Origin of the sequence: Xanthomonas sp. GW (assembly GCF_014236815.1) — a bacterium.
Classification (GTDB): domain Bacteria; phylum Pseudomonadota; class Gammaproteobacteria; order Xanthomonadales; family Xanthomonadaceae; genus Xanthomonas_A.
This window is the reverse complement of sequence record NZ_CP051189.1, coordinates 657,604-680,505: the sequence shown is the minus strand read 5'-3', so window position 1 is coordinate 680,505 and position 22,902 is coordinate 657,604. Positions and strand designations below refer to the sequence as shown.

General features: G+C 70.4%; 18 protein-coding genes and 1 pseudogene. 11 read left to right on the top strand and 8 right to left on the bottom strand.

Going from position 1 to position 22,902, the window contains the following annotated elements; genetic code table 11:
- The first annotated feature begins 33 nt into the window (after positions 1-33).
- From HEP73_RS02970 to HEP73_RS02940, 7 genes are all read left to right on the top strand, one after another.
- Positions 34-507: a DUF494 family protein gene (locus HEP73_RS02970; RefSeq protein WP_003470396.1), complete on the top strand. Its 474-nt coding sequence runs from the start codon at positions 34-36 to the stop codon at positions 505-507.
- A gap of 22 nt (positions 508-529) precedes the next feature.
- Positions 530-1,246: a pilin gene (locus HEP73_RS02965; protein ID WP_185822061.1), complete on the top strand. Its 717-nt coding sequence runs from the start codon at positions 530-532 to the stop codon at positions 1,244-1,246.
- A 40-nt stretch (positions 1,247-1,286) separates the two neighbouring features.
- Positions 1,287-2,225: an RDD family protein gene (locus tag HEP73_RS02960; protein ID WP_185822060.1), complete on the top strand. Its 939-nt coding sequence runs from the start codon at positions 1,287-1,289 to the stop codon at positions 2,223-2,225.
- A 261-nt stretch (positions 2,226-2,486) separates the two neighbouring features.
- A complete protein-coding gene (locus HEP73_RS02955; protein WP_185822059.1) occupies positions 2,487-4,973 on the top strand; it encodes a DNA topoisomerase I in 2,487 nt (828 codons plus the stop codon).
- 309 nt (positions 4,974-5,282) lie between these two features.
- Positions 5,283-5,843, top strand: coding sequence for a Sua5/YciO/YrdC/YwlC family protein (locus HEP73_RS02950; RefSeq protein ID WP_185822058.1), 561 nt, complete (start codon positions 5,283-5,285; stop codon positions 5,841-5,843).
- Between the two features lie 65 nt (positions 5,844-5,908).
- On the top strand, positions 5,909-6,625 hold the full coding sequence (locus tag HEP73_RS02945; protein WP_185822057.1) for a DUF4124 domain-containing protein: 717 nt from the start codon (positions 5,909-5,911) through the stop codon (positions 6,623-6,625).
- Position 6,626: 1 nt separating this feature from the next.
- The gene (locus HEP73_RS02940) at positions 6,627-7,253 is read left to right on the top strand and encodes a DUF4124 domain-containing protein (RefSeq protein WP_185822056.1); all 627 of its coding nucleotides are present in this window, start codon (positions 6,627-6,629) and stop codon (positions 7,251-7,253) included.
- Positions 7,254-7,387: 134 nt separating this feature from the next.
- On the opposite strand, the gene HEP73_RS02935 is transcribed toward HEP73_RS02940, so the two are convergent.
- Positions 7,388-8,164 (bottom strand): SDR family oxidoreductase, encoded by a 777-nt coding sequence (locus HEP73_RS02935; RefSeq protein ID WP_185822055.1) that lies wholly within the window; start codon positions 8,162-8,164, stop codon positions 7,388-7,390.
- A 63-nt stretch (positions 8,165-8,227) separates the two neighbouring features.
- On the opposite strand from HEP73_RS02935, the gene HEP73_RS02930 reads away from it, so the two are divergent.
- Entirely contained in the window at positions 8,228-8,455 is a 228-nt protein-coding gene (locus tag HEP73_RS02930; protein ID WP_255423651.1) for a hypothetical protein, read from the top strand.
- Positions 8,456-8,534: 79 nt separating this feature from the next.
- On the opposite strand, the gene sppA is transcribed toward HEP73_RS02930, so the two are convergent.
- The 3 genes and pseudogenes from sppA to HEP73_RS22560 form a co-directional block, all read right to left on the bottom strand.
- Entirely contained in the window at positions 8,535-10,433 is a 1,899-nt protein-coding gene (gene sppA / locus HEP73_RS02925) for a signal peptide peptidase SppA (RefSeq protein WP_185822054.1), read from the bottom strand.
- Positions 10,434-10,521: 88 nt separating this feature from the next.
- Complete coding sequence (locus HEP73_RS02920) at positions 10,522-11,889, bottom strand: MATE family efflux transporter (RefSeq protein ID WP_185822053.1); 1,368 nt, start codon at positions 11,887-11,889, stop codon at positions 10,522-10,524.
- Between the two features lie 661 nt (positions 11,890-12,550).
- A pseudogene (locus HEP73_RS22560) lies at positions 12,551-13,510 on the bottom strand (hypothetical protein); the annotation flags it as partial.
- A gap of 464 nt (positions 13,511-13,974) precedes the next feature.
- Here HEP73_RS22560 and HEP73_RS02910 point away from each other — a divergent pair.
- A complete protein-coding gene (locus HEP73_RS02910; RefSeq protein ID WP_185822052.1) occupies positions 13,975-16,164 on the top strand; it encodes a primosomal protein N' in 2,190 nt (729 codons plus the stop codon).
- Between the two features lie 29 nt (positions 16,165-16,193).
- Here HEP73_RS02910 and HEP73_RS02905 read toward each other — a convergent pair whose 3' ends face one another.
- The gene (locus HEP73_RS02905) at positions 16,194-17,861 is read right to left on the bottom strand and encodes a VanW family protein (RefSeq protein WP_255423649.1); all 1,668 of its coding nucleotides are present in this window, start codon (positions 17,859-17,861) and stop codon (positions 16,194-16,196) included.
- A 254-nt stretch (positions 17,862-18,115) separates the two neighbouring features.
- On the opposite strand from HEP73_RS02905, the gene HEP73_RS02900 reads away from it, so the two are divergent.
- A complete protein-coding gene (locus HEP73_RS02900; RefSeq protein WP_185822050.1) occupies positions 18,116-19,423 on the top strand; it encodes an NAD(P)/FAD-dependent oxidoreductase in 1,308 nt (435 codons plus the stop codon).
- Positions 19,424-19,478: 55 nt separating this feature from the next.
- A complete protein-coding gene (locus HEP73_RS02895; RefSeq protein WP_053837051.1) occupies positions 19,479-20,099 on the top strand; it encodes a trimeric intracellular cation channel family protein in 621 nt (206 codons plus the stop codon).
- A gap of 111 nt (positions 20,100-20,210) precedes the next feature.
- On the opposite strand, the gene rpoH is transcribed toward HEP73_RS02895, so the two are convergent.
- The 3 genes from rpoH to HEP73_RS02880 form a co-directional block, all read right to left on the bottom strand.
- Positions 20,211-21,089, bottom strand: a complete 879-nt coding sequence (gene rpoH, locus HEP73_RS02890; protein WP_003469114.1) for an RNA polymerase sigma factor RpoH — start codon at positions 21,087-21,089, stop codon at positions 20,211-20,213.
- A 219-nt stretch (positions 21,090-21,308) separates the two neighbouring features.
- A complete protein-coding gene (gene ung, locus HEP73_RS02885) occupies positions 21,309-22,037 on the bottom strand; it encodes a uracil-DNA glycosylase (RefSeq protein WP_185822049.1) in 729 nt (242 codons plus the stop codon).
- 18 nt (positions 22,038-22,055) lie between these two features.
- Positions 22,056-22,898: a response regulator gene (locus HEP73_RS02880; protein ID WP_064542860.1), complete on the bottom strand. Its 843-nt coding sequence runs from the start codon at positions 22,896-22,898 to the stop codon at positions 22,056-22,058.
- Positions 22,899-22,902 lie beyond the last annotated feature (4 nt).

Below are 22,902 nucleotides of genomic sequence, written 5' to 3'. Positions count from 1 at the left end.
TCCACAGCGTCTAGCGACGCAGGCCGAGGGGCAATGAAAGAGAGCATTCTGGATGTCCTGCTGTACCTGTTCGAACACTATTTCAGCGAGGATGCGGACCCGGTCCGCGATCGCGACTCCCTCCAGAATGGCCTGATCCAGGCTGGCTTCAGCCCCACCGAAATCAGCAAAGCGTTCGACTGGCTCGATGCCCTGGCCGACCAGCGGCCGGCCGTGCCGCAGCCGCGCATCGACGGTCCGATCCGCATCTACCACGGCCCGGAGCTGGACAAGCTCGACGTGGAATGCCGCGGCTTCCTGCTGTTCCTGGAACAGCACGGCATCCTCGACAGCGACCAGCGCGAGCTGGTGCTGGACCGGGCGATGGCGCTGGACCAGGACGAACTGGACCTGGACGACCTGAAATGGGTGGTGCTGATGGTGCTGTTCAACCAGCCCGGCGCCGAGGCGGCCTACGCGTGGATGGAAACGCAGATGTTCGTCGACGAGCCGGAGCCGGTGCACTGAGGCACTGACGGGCCATGCACGGATGCACGAGGAACCGGCCCTGAGCGCCTGGTACTACGCCGACGCGGCACGCCAGCGGCATGGCCCGCTGAGCACCGCCACGTTGCTGGAACGCCTGCGCGACGGATTGCTGGAGCGCAACACCCTGGTCTGGCGCGAAGGCATGCCGGAGTGGCGGCCGCTGCACGCGCTCGCCGACGAACTCGGCCTGTCAGCGACAGCCCCGCCGCCCCCGCCCCCGCTGCCAGCAGTGGCGAGCGCCACCCCGACCATGCCCGCCGCGGCTCCGCGCAACGGCCTGTCCGGTTGCGGCATCGGCGCGATCGTCGCGGTCGTGGTCGGCTCGGTGCTGCTGGCGATGATCGGGATTCTCGCCGCCATCGCCTTGCCCGCGTATCAGGACTACACGCTGCGCACCAAGGCGACACTGGCGATCGGCAGCGTCACCCCGCTGAAGTCCAAGATCTCCGGCTTCGCCATGCAGCAGGGCCGCTGTCCGGTCAACGGCGATCCCGGCTTCGGCACCACCGAGAGCTACGCCAGTGAATTCGTCGCGCAGGTGCGGATCGGCCGTTTCGACAACGGCCATTGCGGCCTGGAAGCCACCCTGCTCGCGCCCGGCAACGCCAAGCTGGATGGCAAGGCGCTGTGGCTGGACTACGATGAGCGGGCTTCGGCCTGGAAATGCAGTTCCGAGCTGGACGACCGCTACCTGCCCGCGCATTGCCGCGGCGGTTGAGCGGAAACGGATTTTTCGATCGCAACCCTGGGGAACAGGAATGAGTGAGTGGTACTACGCCGACGCCGCGCAGCAGCGTCATGGACCGATGCCCGCCGACGAACTGCAGCAGCGCTTCCAGCGCGGCGACGTCGGCCTGACCACGCTGGTGTGGCGCGACGGCCTCAGCGAATGGCATCCGCTGGCCGACTTCGTCGACGAACTGGGCCTGACCCAGGCGCCGGCGGCGATCGCGCCGAGCGACGCCGTCGAGGCGGCACCGGTGCCGCCCGCGCAGGCATTGCCCGCGGCCTGGGCCGCGCCGGAATCCGACGCCGCTGCGCATTCGCCCTATGCCGCGCCCGCCGCCAGGCTCGGCGAGGAACCGCGTTTCGTCGCCGGCGGCGAGGTGGTGCAGGCCGGCTTCTGGAAACGGACCGCCGCCTATTTGATCGACGGCATGCTGGTCGGCATCGTCTCGCAGCTGATCCAGCTGGTGCTGATGCTGGGCTTCTTCGGCTTCAGCAGCCTGGGCGGCAGCCCCGACTTCAGCACGCCCGGCGGCATCGTCATGCTGGTGCTGGTGTACCTGGTGCCGCTGGGCATGTCGGCGCTGTACTTCGGCCTGTTCCATGCCTCGACCAAGCAGGCCACGCTGGGCAAGATGGCGGTCGGCATCAAGGTGGTGCGCACCGACGGCAGCCGGATCAGCGTCGGCCGCGGCATCGGCCGCTATTTCGGCTTCCTGCTGAGCAGCCTGACCATCTTCATCGGCTTCCTGATGGCCGCCTTCACCGAGCGCAAGCAGGCCCTGCACGACATGATCTGCGACACCCTGGTGGTGGACAAATGGGCCTACACCGACCACCCGGAGTGGCAGCAGCACAAACTGGGCACGGTCACCGTGGTGATCCTGTCGCTGTTCGGCGTGCTGATGGTCGGGATCGTGCTGCTGGTGATCCTGGCGATCGGCCTGGCCGCCAGCAGCGGCTGGCACTGACCGCCGGGACTCGGGACCGGGGATCCGGGCCCCGAAGAACGGAAGTCGGCGCAGCCCCATGCCGGAGACTTCGCCGGCGGCCGCGCTTGACAGCCGCCGCCGGACATGTCCACTAATAAAAAGAGACGCAGCTGAACGCCCGGGGTATCTGCCCCGGGCGTCGGCCGCTCTGAACCACCGCAACGCTTCACTAACCGGAGCAATTGCGCCACCCTACCGCCCCCAGGGCGCCCGCCCCGCCCATTCGAAGCCCACCTCATCATGTCCAAGCACCTGCTCATCGTCGAATCGCCCGCCAAGGCCAAGACGATCAACAAATACCTCGGCAAGGACTTCCACGTCCTGGCCTCGTATGGGCATGTGCGCGACCTGATCCCGAAAGAGGGCGCGGTGGATCCGGACGACGGCTTCGCGATGCGCTACGCGCTGATCGAGAAGAACGAGAAGCACGTCGAGGCCATCGCCAAGGCCGCCAAGGTCGCCGAAGACATCTATCTGGCGACCGACCCGGATCGCGAGGGGGAGGCGATCAGCTGGCACATCGCGGAGATCCTCAAGGAGCGCGGGCTGCTCAAGGACAAGCCGCTGCACCGGGTGGTGTTCACCGAAATCACCCCGCGCGCGATCAAGGAAGCGATGGCCAACCCGCGGCAGATCGCCGTGGACCTGGTCGATGCGCAGCAGGCGCGGCGCGCGCTGGACTACCTGGTCGGTTTCAACCTGTCGCCAGTGCTGTGGCGCAAGGTGCAGCGCGGCCTGTCCGCCGGCCGCGTGCAGTCGCCGGCGCTGCGCATGATCGTCGAGCGCGAGGAAGAGATCGAAGCCTTCGTCGCCCGCGAATACTGGAGCATCGGCGCCGACTGCCTGCACCCCTCGCAGCCGTTCGCGGCCAAGCTGGTCAAGCTCGACGGGCAGAAGTTCGAGCAGTTCACCATCACCGACGGCGACACCGCCGAAGCGGCGCGGATGCGCCTGCAGAAGGCCGCGCAGGGCGCGCTGCACGTCACCGATGTGGCCAGCAAGGAGCGTAAGCGCCGCCCGGCGCCGCCGTTCACCACCTCCACGCTGCAGCAGGAAGCCTCGCGCAAGCTCGGCTTCACCACCAGCCGCACCATGCGCGTGGCGCAGAAGCTGTACGAAGGCGTGACCGTGGGCGACGAGGGCACGGTCGGCCTGATCAGCTACATGCGTACCGACTCGGTGAACCTGTCGCAGGACGCGCTGGCCGAGATCCGCGACGTGATCGCGCGCGACTTCGGCACCGGCGCGCTGCCGGACAAGCCGAACATGTACCAGACCAAGTCCAAGAATGCGCAGGAAGCGCACGAAGCGATCCGTCCGACCGCCGCGCTGCGCACGCCAGCGCAAATGGCAAAGTACCTGGACGACGACGGCCGCCGCCTGTACGAACTGATCTGGAAGCGCGCGGTGGCCTGCCAGATGGTGCCGGCTACGATGAACACCGTCACTGTGGAACTGGCTGCGGGCAACGAGCACAGCTTCCGCGCCAGCGGCACCACGGTCATCGACCCGGGCTTTTTGGCCGTGTACGAGGAAGGCAAGGACCAGAAGGCCGCCGAGGACGAGGACGAGGGCCGCAAGCTGCCGGCGATGAAGCCCGGCGACCGCATCCCGCTCGACCGCATCCATACCGACCAGCATTTCACCGAGCCGCCGCCGCGCTTTTCGGAAGCCTCGCTGGTCAAGACGCTCGAGGAATACGGCATCGGCCGCCCGTCGACCTATGCCTCGATCATCCAGACCCTGCTGTTCCGCAAGTACGTGGAGCTGGACGCGCGCCGTTTCCGCCCCTCGGACGTGGGCCGCGCGGTCAGCAAGTTCCTGTCCGGCCACTTCACCCGCTACGTCGACTACGACTTCACCGCCAAGCTCGAGGACGAGCTGGACGCGGTGTCGCGCGGCGAGGAGGAATGGCGGCCGCTGATGGAGAAGTTCTGGGGCCCGTTCAAGGAACTGGTCGAGGAGAAGAAGGAATCGGTGGACCGCTCCGAGGCCACCGGCGCGCGCGAACTCGGCACCGACCCCAAGACCGGCAAGCCGGTCAGCGTGCGCCTGGGCCGGTTCGGGCCGTACGCGGCGATCGGCAGCACCGCCGAGGACGCCGAGGACAAGCCCAAGTTCGCCTCGCTGCGGCCGGGCCAGAGCATGCACACCATCACCCTGGAAGACGCGCTGGAGCTGTTCCTGATGCCGCGCGCGCTGGGCGAGGACAAGGGCGAGGACGTCAGCGTCGGCATCGGCCGCTTCGGCCCGTTCGCCAAGCGCGGCAGCGTCTATGCCTCGCTGAAGAAGGAAGACGATCCGTACACCATCGATCTGGCGCGCGCGGTGTTCCTGATCGAAGAAAAGGAAGAGATCGCGCGCAACCGCATCATCAAGGAATACGACGGCAGCGACATCCAGGTGCTCAACGGCCGCTTCGGCCCGTACATCAGCGACGGCAAGCTCAACGGCAAGATCCCCAAGGACCGCGAGCCGGCCACGCTGACCCTGGAAGAAGTGCAGAAGCTGCTGGAAGAGACCGGCAAGCCGGCACGGCGCGGCTTCGGCGCGAAGAAGGCCGCGGCGAAGAAGGAAGCGGCGCCGAAGAAGAGCGCAGCCAAGAAGGCCGCGGCCGACGCCCCGGCCAAGCCCGCGGCGAAGAAAGCGGTCAAGAAGGCCGCGAAGAAGACCGCAAAGAAGGCGGCCAAGAAAGTGGTCAAGAAGGCGGCGGCCAAGCCCGCCTGATCCACCCCCGCTCCTGCGGATGCAACATCCGCAGGAGCCGCGCCGGATGGCCCTTTTCGCCATCCCTCGCGCCAGCGATCCGATCGCGCTTGCCGCATCGAGTCCACCAGTCCATTCGGTAGCGGCTCGGCGCAGACCCGAACAACCGCAGCCTCCACAGCCTACGCACGAGCCACACCCGCTCGCACCGCCCGACAGGAATCGAACGGGAAACCGGCAGCAAAGCACGCTTCGCTCTTGCCAATCCCGAATCCCGAATCCCGGCCCTCCGGCATTGCCCCACAAAACAGCCTGCCGCATCATGCGCGCATGACCGATCTGTCGCTCAGCCAAGCCGTCGCCGTCCTGCACCAGGGCGGTGTCATCGCCTACCCGACCGAAGCTGTCTGGGGCCTGGGTTGCGATCCGTACGCCCAGGCCGCGGTGACGCGCCTGCTGCAGATCAAGCAGCGCCCGGTGGAGAAAGGCCTGATCGTGGTCGCCGCCGAACTGGAGCCGCTGCGCCCGCTGCTGGATCTGGCGGCGCTGCCGCCGGAGCGTCTGGCCGCGGTGCTGGCCAGTTGGCCCGGGGCGCATACCTGGGTGCTGCCGGCCGCGGCGCAGGCGCCGCCCTGGGTCACCGGCGCGCACCGCAGCATCGCGGTGCGGATCAGCGCGCATCCGCAGGTGGCCGCGCTGTGCCGCGCCTGGGGCGGCGCGCTGGTCTCGACCAGCGCCAACCGCGGCGGCGAGCCGCCGGCGCGGCAGCGCGCCGAACTCGATCCGCACCTGCTGGCTGCGCTCGACGGCGTGGTCGGTGGCGAAACCGGCGGCCTGGCCCAGCCCACCCCGATCCGCGACGCCGTCAGCGGCGAGATCCTGCGCGCCTGAGCGCGTTGCCGATCCCCGCCCGCCTTTCACTTTCCCTGGCCGGCGAAGGCGCGCAAGATGCGCGCATGCCAAGCCTCGCCCGCCCCGTCCTGCTCCTGACCGCGCTGTTGCCGTTGGCCGGCGCCGCCTGGGCGCAAAGCACGCGCACCACCAGCAGCGATGGCGGGCAGGGGTCGGTGCGCATCTACCGCTGCATCGGCAATTCCGGCGCAGTCAGCCTGCAGAACGCGCCCTGCGAGAACGCGCGCCAGCAGCAGGTGCTGGACATGCAGCGCCCGCGCGATCCGCCGCCGCGCCCGACCACCACGCTCAGCACCGATCCGGCGCGCGCCGCGGCCTCCCCGGCGCAGCTGCCGCAGCGCGAGATCCGCATCGTCACCGTGCAACCGCCGCAGCCGATGTACGAATGCGTCACCAGCGAAGGCCAGCGCTATACCAGCGACGACAACGAAGGCAATCCGCGCTGGGTGCCGCTGTGGACCATCGGCTATGCCGGCGGCTACGGCGACGGCTATCGCCACGGTCATGGCGGCGGCAATGGCGGCCGCCCGCGCCCGCCGCCGGTATATCCCGGCGCCGGCGTGGTGGTGCCGGCCGGCAGCACCATGATCCGCGACACCTGCAACGCGCTGCCGCCGCAGGAAGTGTGCGCACGCCTGACCGACCGCCGCTGGGAACTGATCCGCCGCTACAACAGCGCGCTGCAGAGCGAGCGCCGCGCGCTGGAAACCGAGCAGCGCGGCATCGACGCGCGACTCGACCGCGACTGCGGCAGCAGCTGAGATGCGAGGTGGCGCCTGCCTCGCCGCGCTCCTGGCCTGCGCCGGCGCCGCGCAGGCCGAGCAAGTGGTGTTCTATCGCTGCACCGATGCGCACGACAACCTGACCGTGCAGAACCAGCCGTGCCCCAAGGGCATGCGCCAGGAAAAGAAGCTCATGCAGGGGGTCGGCCGCGCGCAGGTGCCGGCGGCCGCGCCAGCTGCAGCCGCCGCGCCGGTACCGCCGCCGCCCGCATCGGCCGCTGTCGCCGCCACACCGGATCCAGCGCCGCCGCCAGCGCCGGCAGAGGCCGCGCCGCGCCTGCCGCCGCCCACGCTGTATGCCTGCACCACCTACGAGCAGCAACGCTACATCGGCGAAACCGCAGAGCCGACGCCGCGCTGCGTGCCGTTGCGCACCATGGGCCTGGACGGCAGCCCCGACAGGACCGGCGGCAGCGCCTGCGAAGTGCTGCGCGATCGCTGCGAGGCGCTGCCCGAAGCCGGCGCCTGCGAGGCCTGGCAAAGCTACGTGGCCGAAGCCGAGACGCACTGGCGTTTCGCCACATCCGAACACGCCGAGCCGCTGCGCCAGGAATTCCTGCGTCGCCAGCAACTGCTGCAGGCGAGCAGCTGCGGCGCGCCGGATTAGGGCATGCGCCGCGGATGTTCGATCCTACGCTGCCTTGTAAGAGCGGCTTCAGCCGCGACGCTTTGCTGACAATGCCTGTCGCGGCTGAAGCCGCTCCTACAAGGTTTGGCCGGCGCTCGCGGTCTACCGGCGCCCTAGAACCCGTAGCGCAGAAACCCGCCGTCCACCGCGATGCATTCGCCGGTGATGTAGCTGGCCGCCGGCAGGCACAGGAAGCCGACCGCGGCCGCCACTTCCTCCGGTTCGCCGATCCGGCGCATCGGCGTGCGCTCGATCACCTGCTCGTAGTAGTCCGGATCCGACAACGGCCCGGAGGTGCGGCGGGTGCGGATGTACCACGGCGCCACCGCATTGACCCGAATCCCGTCCTCGGCCCATTCGGCGGCCAGGTTGCGGGTCAGCTGGTGCAGCGCGGCCTTGGTCATGCCGTACGGCGCGCCGCTGCGCACGTGGGTCAGCCCGGACACGCTGCCCACGTTGACGATCGCCGCGGACGCGTGCTGCGCCAGCAACGGATGCGCATAGCGCGACAGCTCGAATGCCGAGAACAGGTTGGTCTCGAAAATGCCGCGCCACTCGTCCTCGGTGTAATCCACCGCGGCCTTGCTGACGTTGCCGCCGGCGTTGTTGATCAGCAGGTGCAGGCCATCGTCCGCATGGTCCTCGACCCAGTCCAGGATCTCGCGCCGGTCCTCGTCGTCGGCCACGTCCGCGGCCAGCGCCAGGATGCGCCGCTCCGGAAAGGTATCGGCCAGTTCGTCGCGCGCCGCTTCCAGCGCATCGATGTCGCGCGCCACCAGCATCAGCTCGGCGCCGAAGCCGAGCAGCTCGCGCGCGATCGCCAGGCCGATGCCGGCACTGGCGCCGGTGATCAATGCGGTCTGTCCGTCCAGCCGCCAACGTTGCTGCATCGCCTTGCCTGTCTGCACCGGGGTGGGCGTAGGATAACGCCCACGCTCAACGAGGTCGCCGCCATGACGGGTTCACTGCGCTTGATGACGTTGGCACTCTCGCTGCTGGCCGCGCTCGCCGCCTGCAAACCGGCACCGCCGAAACCGCCGGACAAACCGCCCGAGCCGCAGGCCGGCGCGCTGCGCACGGCGATCGCGCAACCGCTGGACCGCGCCAAGCAGGCGGCGGCCGGTACCGAACAGGCCGCGGCCGCGCAGAACGCCGCGATCGACGCCGCCACCGGACAATGAAAAACGCCGGCGTCGGCCGGCGTTCGTCTTCGCTTGCAGCGCGCCCGCCAGTGGCGGACGCGCCTGCATCAGGCCTGCATCAGAAGCCGCAGAAGCAGTAGGCCAGCGCCTTGACCGGCGTGCCGTCGCGCTTGTCGGTCGCGTCCTGCACGAAGCGCAGCTGGGTATCCAGCTCCGGCATGCTGCGCGCCAGCACGGCGTGCGCCAGTGCCGAATCGCCCAGCATCCACGCGCCCATGCGGCTGCCGGCGAAACCGTTGACGAACTGCGCGAACGGCGTGGCCGGCTTCTCGATGTAACGCACGCGGTACTTGTCGCGATCGCCCAGCTTGGCCCGCGCGGCGGCATCGGCCACCGCATCCTTGAAGCCGCCGAACGCGTCCACCAGGCCACGTTCCTTGGCCTGTGCACCGCTCCACACGCGGCCGCGCGCGACCTGGTCGATCGCCTCGACCGGCTTGTTGCGCGCCTGCGCGACCTTGCCGGTGAAGTCGGCATAGCCTTTGTTGATCACCGACTGGATCACCTGCCCCACCACCGGATCCATCGGCCGGGTGACGTCGAACGCACCGGCGAAACGGGTGGTGCCGACGCCGTCGGTATGCACGCCGATCTTGTCCAGGCTGCGGGTCAGGTTCGGGATCATGCCGAAGATGCCGATCGAGCCGGTGATCGTCGACGGGTCGGCGTAGATGCGATCGGCGTTCATGCTGATCCAGTAACCGCCGGACGCGGCCAGGTCGCCCATCGATACCACCACCGGCTTGCCGGCCGCCTTCAGCGCCACCACCTCGCGGCGGATCTGCTCGGAAGCGAACACTTCGCCGCCCGGCGAATCCACGCGCAGCACCACCGCCTTGACCGCGTCGTCGTCGCGCGCGTCGCGCAGCAACGCCGCGGTCGACTCGCCGCCGATGCGCCCGGCCGGCTGCTCGCCGCCGCTGATCTCGCCCGCAGCGACCACCACCGCCACCTGCGGCCGCGAATCCACCGGCGAACGGCGCAGATCCAGCTGCTGCAGGTAGGCATCCAGATTGACGTTGCGGAAGCCGGTGTCGGCATCGTCGTCGGCGACGCCGCGCTTGGTCAGCAGTTCCTCGACCTCCTCGCGGGTCTTCAGGCCATCGACCAGCTTCTGCTGCAGCGCGAACTTGGCCATGTCGCCGCCGGCCGCGGCGATGCCCTCGGGCATCGTGTCGATGCCGGCGGAGATCTGCTCGGGCGCCAGCTTGCGCGCCTTGGCGATGTCGGCCACGTAGCGCTGCCACACGTCGTTCATCCAGAACAGATCGGCTTCCTTCGAGGCCGGCGACGCCGCGTCGAGCACGTACGGCTCGGCCGCGGACTTGAACTCGCCAACCTTGAACAGGTGCACGTCCACGCCGAGCTTGTCCTGCAGGCCTTCGCGGAAGTACTGGCGGTAGCGGCCCAGGCCTTCCAGCACCACCGAACCCATCGGGTCCAGGTAGACCTCGTTGGCCTGCGCGGCCAGCAGGTACTGCGCCTGGCTCAGGCTGTCGCTGTAGGCCACGACCTGCTTGCCGGAGGCGCGCAGGTCCTGCAGCGCCGCGGACACCTCGCGCATCGAGGCGAAGCCGCTTGGCTGCAGCTTGTCCAGGCGCAGCGCCACGCGCTCGATCTTCGGATCGGTCTTGGCCGCTTCCAGCGCGCGGATCAGGTCGCGCAGCTGGATCTCCTCGGCGCCCTTGTCGCCCATCGCCTTGGTCAGCGCACGGCTGACCGGATCGGCGCTGAACTGCTCGACCAGGGTGCCTTCCGGCGCGATCAGCAGCGTGGTGCGGTCGCGCAGCGTCTTGGCGCCATCGCCGCGCGCCATCGCGAACACGATCGCCAGCAGGAGCAGCAGCAGGAAGCCGAAGAACACCAGGTTCAGGATCAGCCGGCGGGTAAAGTTCATCACATCCCATAGGCCGACGAAGAAGCTGGCGATGGGGCTGCGACGCACGGGTTGGTTCATGGAAAACTCCGGAAGGAAAGCGTCTTGCGCGCGTGCAGCATACCGGCTGTGCCGGCGCCGCACATGCGCCTGAAGTCAGGGGTCAGGGTCAGGCAGCCGCGGCGGCGAGCAGGCGCCCGCTGCTGAGACGGAAGCGTGCGGCCATCATCACCGCGGCCGCGGTCAGGCCCAGGATCAGCCCGATCCACATGCCCTGCGGTCCCCAGCCCAGCCACAGGCCGAGCCCGGCGCCGAGCGGCATGCCCAGGCCCCAGTAGGAGCACAGCGCGAGCAGCATTGGCACGCGGGTGTCCTTGAGCCCGCGCAGCGCGCCGGCCGACAGCACCTGCACCCCGTCGGGAAACTGGAACGCGGCCGCGTACAGCAGCAGCGTGGAGGCCAGCCCGGCCACCGCGATGTCGCGGGTGTAGACGCCGACGATGGCGTCGTGGCCGAACAGCAGCACCAGCGCCGACAGCGCCTGGGTGCCGAGCACGATCGTATAGCCGGCCCAGGCCGCGCCGCGCACGCCGACCGCATCGCCGCCGCCCGCCGCGCGCCCGACCCGCACCGTGGTCGCCTCGGCCACGCCCATCGGCACCATGAAGCACAGCTGCGCCACGTTGATCGCGATCTGGTGCGCGGCCGCCGGCACTTCGCCCAGCCGCGCGATCAGCAGCGCGGTGACGATGAACAGCCCGCCCTCCATCAGGATGGTGATGCCGATCGGCAGCCCGGTCTTCAGCAACCCGCCGATCGCGCGCAGGTCCGGCGCCTCGAAGGTCGCGAACAGGCGCAGCGGCGCGAAGCGCTTGGAGCGCGCCAGGTAGATGGCGAAACACAGCGCCTGCAGCCACATCATGATCGCCGAGGCGATGCCCAGTCCGCCGGCGCCGCGCTCGCGCAGCCCGAACAGGCCGAAGGTCAGCACATAGCCCAGCGGCGCCAGCACCAGCAGCCCGCCGAAGCCGAGCAGCATGGTCGGTAGCGTCCAGTGCATGCCCTCGCTGAGATAGCGCATGCAGAAGTACAGCACCATCGCCGGCACGCCCCAGCGGATCGCGTGCAGGAAATCGCGCGCGCCGGGCACGATTTCCGCGGCGATGCCCAGCTGCGGCAGCGCCATCGGCATCACGCTCAGGAACGCGAACATCAGCACGCCCAGGCCCAGCGACAACCACAGCGCCTGGCGGAACATCGGCCCGATCTGTGCGTGGCGCTTGCCGCCATCGAGCTGCGACACCGACGCGGTCAACGCGATCAGGGTGCCGATCGGAATCATCATCGGCAGCCACAGCAGCGCGGTGCCGACCGTCACCGAGGCCAGCGTGCGGGTGCCGTGGTGCCCGGCGATCACGTTGTCGACGAAGCTGATCAGGCCGGCGGAGATATGCCCCAGGACCAGCGGCAGGGCGAGCTGCGCGGTGGTGCGCAGTTCGCGGCCCCGGACCGACGCCGGGGTGGAGGACGAAGACATTGCAAGACTCTGGCGATCCCGCCGACTGCGGCCGCGCAGGAAAGCGCCGGCGCCGGGTGGCGGAGGGGCCGCAGTTTAACCTGCTCGGCTGTTCGGCGCAGGCTTTGGGACTCGGGACTCGGGACTCGGGACTCGGGACTCGGGACGCGAAGAGCGAAGAGCGAAGAGCGAAGAGCGGCAGATGCTGCGCTCAGCGCGCGGCGCGTTGGCGCAGCCAGGCCGCGCGCGTGTCCGCGCCCTGCGCCAGCAACTCGCGGCGCAGCGTCGCGCGGTCCTGCGGCGGGGTGCGCTGCGACAACAGCGCCAGGTGCTCGCGCTGCTCGGCCGGCAACGTGCGCAGCAGGCCCAGCAGCGCCGCACGCTGCGCGTCGGGCACATAGCCGAACAGCGGCTGCAACGCCCAGTACTCGCTGCCCAGTTCCGGACCCAGCAACCAGCCATGGCGTTCCAGCGCATCCAGTGCGGCGAATTGCGCGCGCAGCGTGTGCTGCTGCTCCACCGGCAAGCCGGCGAAGGCGCTGGCTACCTGGCGCAGGCGCGCCTGCACCGTGGCGTCCAGCGCCTCCCAGGCGGTCTGGCGCTCACGCAACTGCGCCGGGGTCAGCGCCGGCGGCGGGTCGGCGGCAGCGGCTGCCGCCGGGGCGGCGCTGCCGGTGGCGGACTGGGCGGCGGCGGCGGCGGCGAGGTCCTCCGCACTCGGCGCGCTGCGCTCGATCCGTGCCGGCGGTGCGCCGGCCGCGTACCACGCGAAGAAGTCCAGGTCGTAGACCGCCGGTTCCGGCAGCGGCGCCGGCGGGGCCGCCGGCAACGGCGGCGCGGTGGGCGCATCCGACTCGGCCGGCAGTTCCTCCACCTGCACCGGCCCGGTATCGCCCAGCGCCAGGCTCGAGCCGGTGTCTGTCGCCGCAGGCCGCGGCGGCGTCCGTCCCCACCACAGCGTCCCCAGCAGGGCCAGGACCACCAGCACGATCACTGCGGCCACCAGCCGTGGCCGGGTCAGCCCGCGCCCGCTACGGCGCGGACGGACCGCCGCGGGCGCCGCCGGCGTCGCCGCGGGCGTGGGCGCCGCGCCAGCGATGGCCGCATCGCGCAGTTGCGCCAGCGCCTGCAACCGCTGCGGCGGCAGTTCGCGCAGATGCTGCTGGGCGGCGTCGGCCAGCGCGCGCCAGCCGGCGGCGTCCGGACGCCCGCCGGCATCGCGCGGACAGGCCCGCGCCAGCGCCTGCTGGTAGTCCTCGGTGGATTGGTTCAGGACCTGCGCCGCGGTCGGCTCGTCCAGCCCGGCCACGATCCGCAGCAGCAGCGCCAGACGGTCGGCCGCGCCCAACTCACCCAGGTGCGCCAGCGGCGTGGGCCAGCCGCTGCCGGCCGCGGTGGCGACCTGGCGCAGCGACGGCACCGCGGCGAGCAGCTTCCAGAAGCGCAGCGGCCAGTCGGCCATCGGCAGGGTCGCGGCATGGCTGCGGAACGCGCGCATCGCCGCGGCCAGCGCCGGCGCGCCGCGCTCGACGCTGCCGCTCTGCAACTCGGCCAGCACCGCGGCACGGCGTTCGATACCGCGCAGGAAGGCGGCCAGGGCGGGCGGTGCGACCGCGCCGTCGGAAGGGGGCGCGGCGGTCATCGGAACTCCATCATCGGCGCGATGATAGCGATGCCGCCGCCGCGCCGCGCGCTTGACAACGGCGCGCCGATCGGCTGCTTCAGGCGCCAGCCGGGCGGATCGCGGCGACGGGTTGTGCACAGCGCCCTCAAGGTCCGGGCGACGCCTCCTGTCAAGCCCCCGCAAAATCATGTTGCAGCCATGTTTCACGGCCAAGTTGTTGTTATTTATTGGATTTATCCGAGTGGCGCTTTTTTGTCCAACTTGTGGCAGAGGCTTGTGAATCCGTCTTCACGGCGTGGAGCATCCCTTTCATGCACAGCTTTATCCACAGCGGGTGTGGATAAAATCGATTCTCCAAGCGGGGCAGCTATTTACGACTTGTTTATCACTTTGCGAGCAGCTATCGCTTGCAACTGGCGCCCCTCGCCGACTACCGCCGAGGAGGCACTGGCGCCCGTCCCGCGGCCGCTAAACTAGGACCGATGCCGTCCCCTGCCGCCACCCTCCGCGTCGCCCTGCCGCTGCCGCTGCCGCAGCTGTTCGACTACCTGCCACCGCCTGGCGAGCCCGCCGGCGCCGGCGACATCGGGCGCCGGCTGCGGGTGCCGTTCGGCAATCGCGAGCTGAGCGGGGTGGTCGCCGCGCTCGGCCAGGTCGAGGACAGCGAGGGCCTGCGCGCGGCGCTGGCCTGGCTGGACCCGATGCCGCTGCTGCACGGCGAACTGGCCGACTCGCTGCACTGGCTGGCCCGCTACAGCCATGCGCCACTGGGCGAGGTGCTGGCGACCGCGCTGCCGGTGGCCCTGCGCCGCGGCGAGGCGCTGCCCGACACCCACGCCTGGGCCTGGCGCCTGACCGAGGCCGGCGCCAGCCACCGCGCCCGCCCCGGCACCCGTCCGCACCGCTTCGCCGAATTGCTGCGGGCCGGGCCGCTGGACGAGGACCGCCTGGACCAGGCCATGGACGACTGGCGCAGCGCCGCGCGCAGCCTGGCCAAGCGCGACTTCGCCGAACGCATCGCGGTCCCCGCCAGCACCGCGGCGCCGCAGCCGCAGCCCGGCCCCACCCCGAACGACGAACAGCAGGCCGCGATCGACGCCGTCGTCGCCGCCCCGGGCTTCGCCCCGTTCCTGCTCGACGGGGTCACCGGCAGCGGCAAGACCGAGGTCTACCTGCAGGCCATCGCTGCCTGCCTGGCGCGCGGCCGCCAGGCGCTGGTGCTGGTGCCGGAGATCGGCCTGACCCCGCAGACCCTGGCGCGGTTCCGTGCGCGCCTGGGCGTGCCGGTGCACGCGCTGCATTCCGGACTCACCGACAACGAGCGCGCGCGGGTCTGGGCCGCGGCCTGGCGCGGCGAGGCGCGGGTGGTGGTCGGCACCCGCTCGGCGGTGTTCGTGCCGCTGCCGCAGGCCGGGATGATCGTGATCGACGAGGAACACGATGGCAGCTACAAGCAGCAGGACGGCATCCGCTACCACGCCCGCGATTTCGCCCTGGTGCGCGGCAAGGCGCTGGACGTGCCGGTGCTGCTGGGCAGCGCCACGCCGTCGCTGGAAAGCCTGCACAACGCCGCCAGCGGCCGCTACGCGCACCTGCGCCTGACCCGCCGCGCCGGCGAGGCGCGGCCGCCGACGGTGCGCGTGCTCGACGTGCGCAAGCGGCCGCTGCAGGACGGCCTGTCGCCGGAGGTGCTGGCCGGCATCGGCAGCGCGCTGGCCGAGGGCGGCCAGGTGCTGGTGTTCAAGAACCGCCGCGGCTACGCGCCGGTGCTGCTGTGCCACGACTGCGGCTGGACCGCGCCGTGCCAGCGTTGCAGCACCCCGCTGCACGCCACGCCGATGACCGTGCATGCCGGCGGCCGGCGCCTGCAATGCCACCACTGCGGCGCGCGCCAGCCGGCGCCACTGGCCTGCCCGGATTGCGGCAGCCTGGCGCTGCAGCCGCAGGGCATCGGCACCGAGCGCCTGGAAGAACGCCTGCTGCAGGCCTTCCCCGACGTCCCCGTGCTGCGCATCGATCGCGGCACCACCCAGCGCCGCGACGCGCTGGAGACGCAACTGGCCACGCTCGGCACGCAGCCCGGCATCCTGGTCGGCACGCAGATCCTGGCCAAGGGCCACGACCTGCCGCAGCTGACCCGGGTGGTGGTGGTGGGCATCGACGAAGGCCTGTTCTCGGCCGACTTCCGCGCCAGCGAGAAACTGGCGCAGCAGCTGATCCAGGTCGCCGGCCGTGCCGGCCGCGCCGCGCGCCCGGGCGAGGTGTGGCTGCAGACCCACCATCCCGGCCATGCGCTGCTGGAGACCCTGGTGCACGGCGGCTACCACGCCTTCGCCGAGGCCGAACTGGCGCAGCGCGAAGCGGCCGGCTTCCCGCCGTTCGCGTATCTGGCGCTGCTGCGCGCCGAGGCCAAGCAGGTCGAACACGCCAACGCCTTCCTCAGCGCGGTGCGCACACTGCTGCCGGAGCAGGCCGAGGTGCAACGCTTCGGACCGATGCCTGCACCGATGCCGCGCCGCGCCGGTTTCCAGCGCACCCAGCTGCTGCTGTCGGCGCCGACGCGGCGCGCGCTGCATGCGGTACTGGACGCGGCGGTACCGGCGATCTACGCGCTGCCGCAGGCGCGGCGGGTGCGCTGGTCGCTGGATGTGGATCCGCAGGATCTGTACTGAGCCGAGCGCGTCGTTCGCGACGCGCTTTCTCAGCCCGGCAAGCCCAGCGCGTCGACCAGTTGCGCGCGCAGCGCGGCGCTGTCGCCAGCTTCCACGCAACGCCACGCGCCATCGTCTGCGCCCAGACCACAGGCCGCGGTAGCGATCACCGGCCTGCCCAGCGCCAAGGCCAGCAGCACGCCACGCGGCTGTTGCTCGATCCAGGCCGGCAGCACCACCACCGCGGCTGCCTGCACGCCGTCGGCCATCGACGCGACCCGGCGCACATCGAAACCGCTCCAGAACTGCGGCGTTTCCTGCGCGCCCGGCGGCAACAGCAACTGCACCGGCAGACCGCGCAACGCCTCGCGCAATTCGAACGCGCCCTTGCGCGCCAGCGACGACGCCGCCAGCAGCACCTGCGCGGCAGCGCCATTGCTGTTGGGTTGTGCAGCATCAGGCAGCAACGGCCGCTGCCACTGCAGGGCGATGCCGCGGCTACCGGCCAAGGCGAGCAGTTCGCGATGCGGAGTGATCCAGTGCCGCGCCTGCGCCAGCGCCGCGCGTTCGGCCTCGACCAACAGCGGATCGGCGCGAAAATCGCGCAGCGTGGCGCTGTCGGGATGGCGCTGCGCGGCCACGTCCAGGTGCGCCTGCAGCACCTGCATCGGCAGCGCGGTCATGCACACGTCCCAGCGCCGGCCCTGCAGTTCGCCGGCCAGCCACAGGCCCGGCAACAGGCCCTGCGGCACCACCAGTTCGACATCCTGCGCGCCGAGCTGGCGCTGCAGCGCGCGCAGGCGGATGCGCTGCGCGCGCTGCCGCACCTGCGGCAACGGCAGACCGCGGCGCAGCCACCAGCGTTGCAGCAACGCCGCCTGCACCGCGGAAAAGCTGGTCCGGCGCAGCGCCAGCAGCCGATCGCCCGGCTGCATGCGGCGCCGGCGGTCGTCGGCGAATTCCGGCCAGTCCTCGTCCACCAGCCAGGTGCGGCGGATGCCCTGCGCGCGCGCCGGCACATGCCGATGGCATTCCTCGCGGCCGCAACGCGTGCAGTCGTTCGCCGCGGTCGCGGCCGGCGTGCGCCGCAGCGGCAGCAACGGCAGCGCGGCGACGGCCGGCGCACCGCCGAGGATGCGCACGTGCAGGTCATCGCCATCCAGCCACACTTCCAGGCGCCATGCCGAATCCGCGCGCAGGCGCAGATCCACGTAGTTCCAGAACACCACCGCGTCGCGATCGCGCTCGGCCAGCGAACCGGCGATCACCTGCGTATGCCGATGCCGCTCGACGATCTGCAGGCCCTGGCGCAACGCCGCGTCGTAGATCGCATTGGACAGCTGGCACAAGCCGCCGCCGATCGAGGGCACCAGACAGCCTTCGCGCAATTCGCGCCCGGCAGCGAAACCGCGCCGGCGCGTGGCCCGGCCCAGCTGCCGCCAGAAACTGAAAACCGCCCCGGCCGGCACTTCGATCCCGTGCAGCGCACGCGCGGCCACGCGCAGGTTGTGGATCTTGCCGGCGACCAGCAGCGGCGAGGTCTCTTCCGACGCGGGCCATAGCGCGGTGACCGATTCGGACATCGCCGCGGCGGCGATCGGCAGTCCCGCATCGCGGCGATGCCGGCGCGGCCCGCCGCGCAGATCGCGCAGCGCGCGGCGCAGTTGCAGCACGCGGGTCTTCAGCGCGAACAGCAGGCCGCCCAGCCGCGACGGCATCGCCGCGGCGGGCGAAACAAGAGGCCGATCCGTTGTTGTCGCTCGCATTCCCACGCGCCCTCCGCATCCCTGCCTGCGCCCGCCATCGCGCTACTATAGGGCCATGCCGTTCCAGCCCCCAGTTCCTGCACGGCGCCTCGACCGCTGCCTGCATCACGGCGCTGCGCCGCACCGCGCGGATGCAGCGTCCGCGGCCGTCGCCAGCGTCCCGACAGCCGCTCGCGCCTCGTCTTCGCATCCCTCTGGAGTCCTGCATGGCTAACCCGCCCGTACCGCACCTGATCGTGGTCGGCGGCGGTTTCGCCGGGCTGTGGGCCACGCGCGCGCTGGCCAAGGCGCCGCTGCGCATCACCCTGATCGACCGCCGCAACCACCACCTGTTCCAGCCGCTGCTGTACCAGGTGGCCACCGCCGGCTTGTCGTCGCCGGATATCGCCGCGCCGCTGCGGCAGATCCTGCGCAAGCAGGACAACGTGGCAGTGCGCCTGGGCGAAGTGGTGCGCCTGGACAAGCAGGCGCGGCAGGTGCAGCTGGCCGGCGGCGAGACGCTGGATTACGACTACCTGCTGGTCGCCACCGGCGCCACCCATGCCTACTTCGGCCACGACGAATGGGCCAGGCATGCGCCCGGCCTGAAGACCCTGGACGACGCGCTGCACCTGCGCCGCCACCTGCTGCTGGCGTTCGAGCGCGCCGAAGCCGAGAGCGACCCTGCCGCGCGCGCGGCCTGGCTCAGCTTCGCCATCGTCGGCGGCGGCCCGACCGGGGTGGAATTGGCCGGCACCCTGGCCGAGATCGCGCGGCATACGCTCAAGCACGAATTCCGCCGCATCGATCCCGCCGAGGCCAGGGTGCGGCTGATCGAAGCCGGCCCGCGCGTGCTGGCCTCGTTCCCGGAGCGGCTGTCGGCCAAGGCGCAACGGCAACTGGAAAAACTCGGCGTGGAAGTGCAGACCGGCTTACCGGTGGCCGACATCGACGCCAGCGGCTATCGGCTGGGCAGCACCTTCGTGCCCGCGCGCACCGTGGTCTGGGCCGCCGGCGTGGCCGCTTCGCCGCTGGCGCGGACCCTGGACGTGCCGCTAGACCGCAGCGGCCGCGTGCAGGTGCAGCCGGACCTGAGCATCCCCGGGCATCCGGAGGTCTTCGTCGCCGGCGACCTGGCCGCGCTGCAGCAGGCCGACGGCAAGCCGGTGCCCGGCGTGGCGCCGGCAGCCAAGCAGATGGGCCGGCACGTCGCCGAAAACCTGGCGAAGCGGCTGCGCGGCGAAGCCGGCGACGCGCCGTTCCGCTATGCCGACTACGGCAACCTGGCCACCATCGGGCGCATGGCCGCGATCGTGCACCTGGGCCGCCTGCAGCTGTCCGGCCTGCTGGCCTGGTGGTTCTGGCTCGCCGCGCACGTGTTCTTCCTGATCGGCTTCCGCAACCGCCTGGTGGTGCTGCTCAACTGGGCCTGGGCGTACTGGAGCTACCAGCGCGCGGCGCGCATCATCCTCGGCGACGACACGCGCGCTACCGCGCCCGAGCCGGCCGAGCCCAAGCCGCCGCCGGCCGCGTGACACCCCGCGGCGGGACTGCGATCCTAGCCGCCCTTTGCCGCTGCGCAGTGCCGTCTTGGCGACCTTCCTATTCCTGCTCGACCTGCTCGGCACCTTCGTATTCGCGATCAGCGGCGCCACCGTCGGCGTGCGCCACCGCCTGGACCTGTTCGGCGTGCTGGTGCTGTCGTGCGCGGCCGCGGTGTCCGGCGGCATCGCCCGCGACGTGCTGATCGGCGCCACCCCGCCGGCAGCGCTCGGCGATGCGCGCTACCTCGGCGTCGCCTGCCTGGCCGGGCTGCTGACCTTCTATAGCCACAACACGGTCGAGCGCCTGCGCAACCCGGTGCAACTCTTCGACGCGCTAGGCCTGGCGCTGTTCGCGGTGTACGGCACCAGCAAGGCGCTGGCGTTCGGCCTGGGTCCGCTCAGCGCGACCCTGCTCGGCATGCTCAGCGGAATCGGCGGCGGCATCGTCCGCGACCTGCTGGTGGCGCGCACGCCGGTGGTGCTGCAGGCCGAGCTGTACGCGGTGGCGGCCTTGCTCGGCGGCGGCGTGGTCGCCGCGGCGCACGCGCTGCACCTGCCGCAACCGTGGGGATTGGCGATCGGCGCAACGCTGTGCTTCGGCCTGCGCTTCATGGCGATCCGCTACGGCTGGCACCTGCCGGTGGCGCGGCCGCCGCCGGAGCCGTAACCCGCAACGCGGGTCGGCATGCCGGTTTCCACGTACCTTGGCGCAACGAAAAAGGCCCGGGAAACCGGGCCTTTTTGCTTGGCGGATCGATCATCCGCAACTGAGCGACACTTACGCCACGAACAACGCCTTCATCTTCTTCAGCGCGTTGGCTTCGATCTGGCGGATGCGCTCGGCGGACACGCCGTACTCGTCGGCCAGCTCCTGCAGCGTGATCTTGCTGTCGGCATCCAGCCAGCGGCGCTTGATGATATCGCGCGAACGCGCATCCAGTTCGGCCAGGCCTTCGCGCAGCAGCTGCAGCTGGTTGTCCTCGCTGTCGGCGCGCTCGTAGGCCTGCGAGGGATCTTCCTCGGCGGCCATCAGATAAGCAGCCGGCGACGGCGGCGCGTGGTCGTCATCGTCGTCGGACGGCGCGTCGAAACCGATGTCGCGACCGGACAGGCGCGACTCCATCTCCAGCACCTCGCGCTCGGACACGTTGAGGTCCTTGGCGACCGCGGTCACTTCCGCCGCGTTCATCCAGCCCAGGCGGGTCTTGGACTTGCGCAGGTTGAAGAACAGCTTGCGCTGCGCCTTGGTCGTGGCGACCTTGACGATGCGCCAGTTCTTCAGGATGTACTCGTGCATCTCGGCACGGATCCAGTGCACCGCGAAGCTGACCAGGCGCACGCCCATTTCCGGGTCGAAGCGCTTGACCGCCTTCATCAGGCCAATGTTGCCTTCCTGGATCAGGTCGCCCAGCGGCAGGCCGTAGCCGTTGTAGCCGCGGGCGACGTGAACCACGAAGCGCAGATGGGAATGGACCAGTTCGCGTGCCGCATCCAGGTCTTCCTGGTCGCGGTAGCGCACCGCCAGCGCGCGTTCCTCTTCGGACGTCAGCACCGGGATCTGGTGCACGGCGCCGATATAGGCATCCAGCGAACCGAGCGGACTGGGGATCGGGAGGTTGTTGGCCACCAGCGCGGTGGCAGGTATGGTCTGGCTCATAGGGCTCATCTTAGCAGTCAACTAACTAGACTGCTGGGTACAGTAAAAAGTTCCTGCGTTCTGTTTATGGAACATTCGAATCAGGAAACGGACTGTGACGGAAGCCGCTGGAACGATGGGAAATGCGGGCGTAACCGGTTACGAGCGCCAAAACTAGCACCGGTCCTGCGAAATTTGCGTAGACGCGGCGAGCCCTGGGCGACGCCGTCGAACCGCGGTTCAGCCGCCGGCCAAGGCTGCGTCCAGCGCCGCGCGTGGCGGCAGGCTCCAGTCGATCGGCGTGGCGCCGCGGCGGTGCAGGTACTCGTTGGCCGCGGAGAAGTGCTTGCAGCCGAGGAAGCCGCGGTGCGCCGACAGCGGCGAGGGATGCGGCGCCTTCAGCACGCGGTGGCGGCGGGTATCGATGACCTTGCCCTTGGCCTGGGCATAGCTGCCCCACAGCAGGAACACCAGGCCTTCGCGCTCGCGGTTCAAGGTCTCCACCACATGATCGGTGAAGCCCTCCCAGCCCTTGCCCTGGTGCGCGCCGGCGCGGCCTTCCTCCACCGTCAGCACCGCGTTGAGCAGCAGCACGCCGCGCTGCGCCCACGGCAACAGGCAGCCGTGATCGGGACGGCGGATGCCCAGGTCGTCCTCGATTTCCTTGTAGATGTTCAGCAGCGACGGCGGTACCGGCACCCCGGGCAGCACCGAGAAGCACAGCCCATGCGCCTGTCCGTAGCCGTGGTACGGATCCTGGCCGAGGATCACCACCTCGACCTGGTCGAACGGGGTCGCGTCGAACGCAGCGAAGATCTGCCGCCCCGGCGGGAACACGTGTGCGCCGGCGGCCTTGCGCTGGCGCAGGAACGCGGCCAGTTCGCGCATTTCCGGGCGCAGCAGCCAGTCGCCGACCTTCGCCTTCCATGAGGGTTCGAGCTGGATCCGGGTGTCGTCTTCGCTACTCATGCAGGTTCGGCAGATCGGTCAAAAGGTCACTGCATTGTCGCTGAGCTTGGCCAGGCGCAGCTGGAACAGCACCTTGGTGACCAGCAGGCGCTCCTCGATCGGCTTCTGCACCAGATCGTTGGCGCCGGCGCGCAGCAGCTCGGACTGGTTGTGCGGATTGCTGTCGCCGGTCATCACCAGCACCGGCATGCGCCGCTTGCCGTAGGCGAAGTCGATGCGGATGCGCTGCACCACGTCGCGGCCGTTGAGTTCGCCCTTCAGGGTGACGTCGGTCAGCACCAGGTCGATGCGGCGGGTGGTGCGGCCCAGCGATTCGGCGGTCAGCAGCGCGAACGCGTCCTCGGCGGTCAGCACGTGCACCACGTGCAGTTCCTGGCGTTCGAGCATGCGCTTGGTCGCCTCGGCCACCACCCGGCTGTCCTCGACGTAGAGGATGGTGGCGCCGACCACCGGCTGCGGTTGCACGTAGCCGCGGATGAAGGTCGCCAGCGCCTCGTGGCCCAGCGCCTTGTCGAAATAGTCGGTGACGTATTCGGTGAAGCGGCGCTCGACCAGGTGCTGCTGCGCATCGCCGGAGACCACGATCACCGGCACGTAAGCCTGCCCGGCGGCCTCGCGCACGCTGCGCGCCAGGGCCAGGCCGTCGCCGTCGGGCAGCGCCAGCGAGGTGGTGACCAGGTTCACCGGGCCGGCCTCCAGCGCGGCGCGCGCCTCGGCGATGCTGGCGCAGCCGACCACTTCCACGTCCGGCAGTTCGCGGTGCAGCACATCGGCGATCAGCTTGCGCACCAGCTTGGAGCCGTCCACGACCATCACCCGCGGGGCGTCGCTGATCAGGTGCTTGAGCTCGTGCCGGGACATGCGC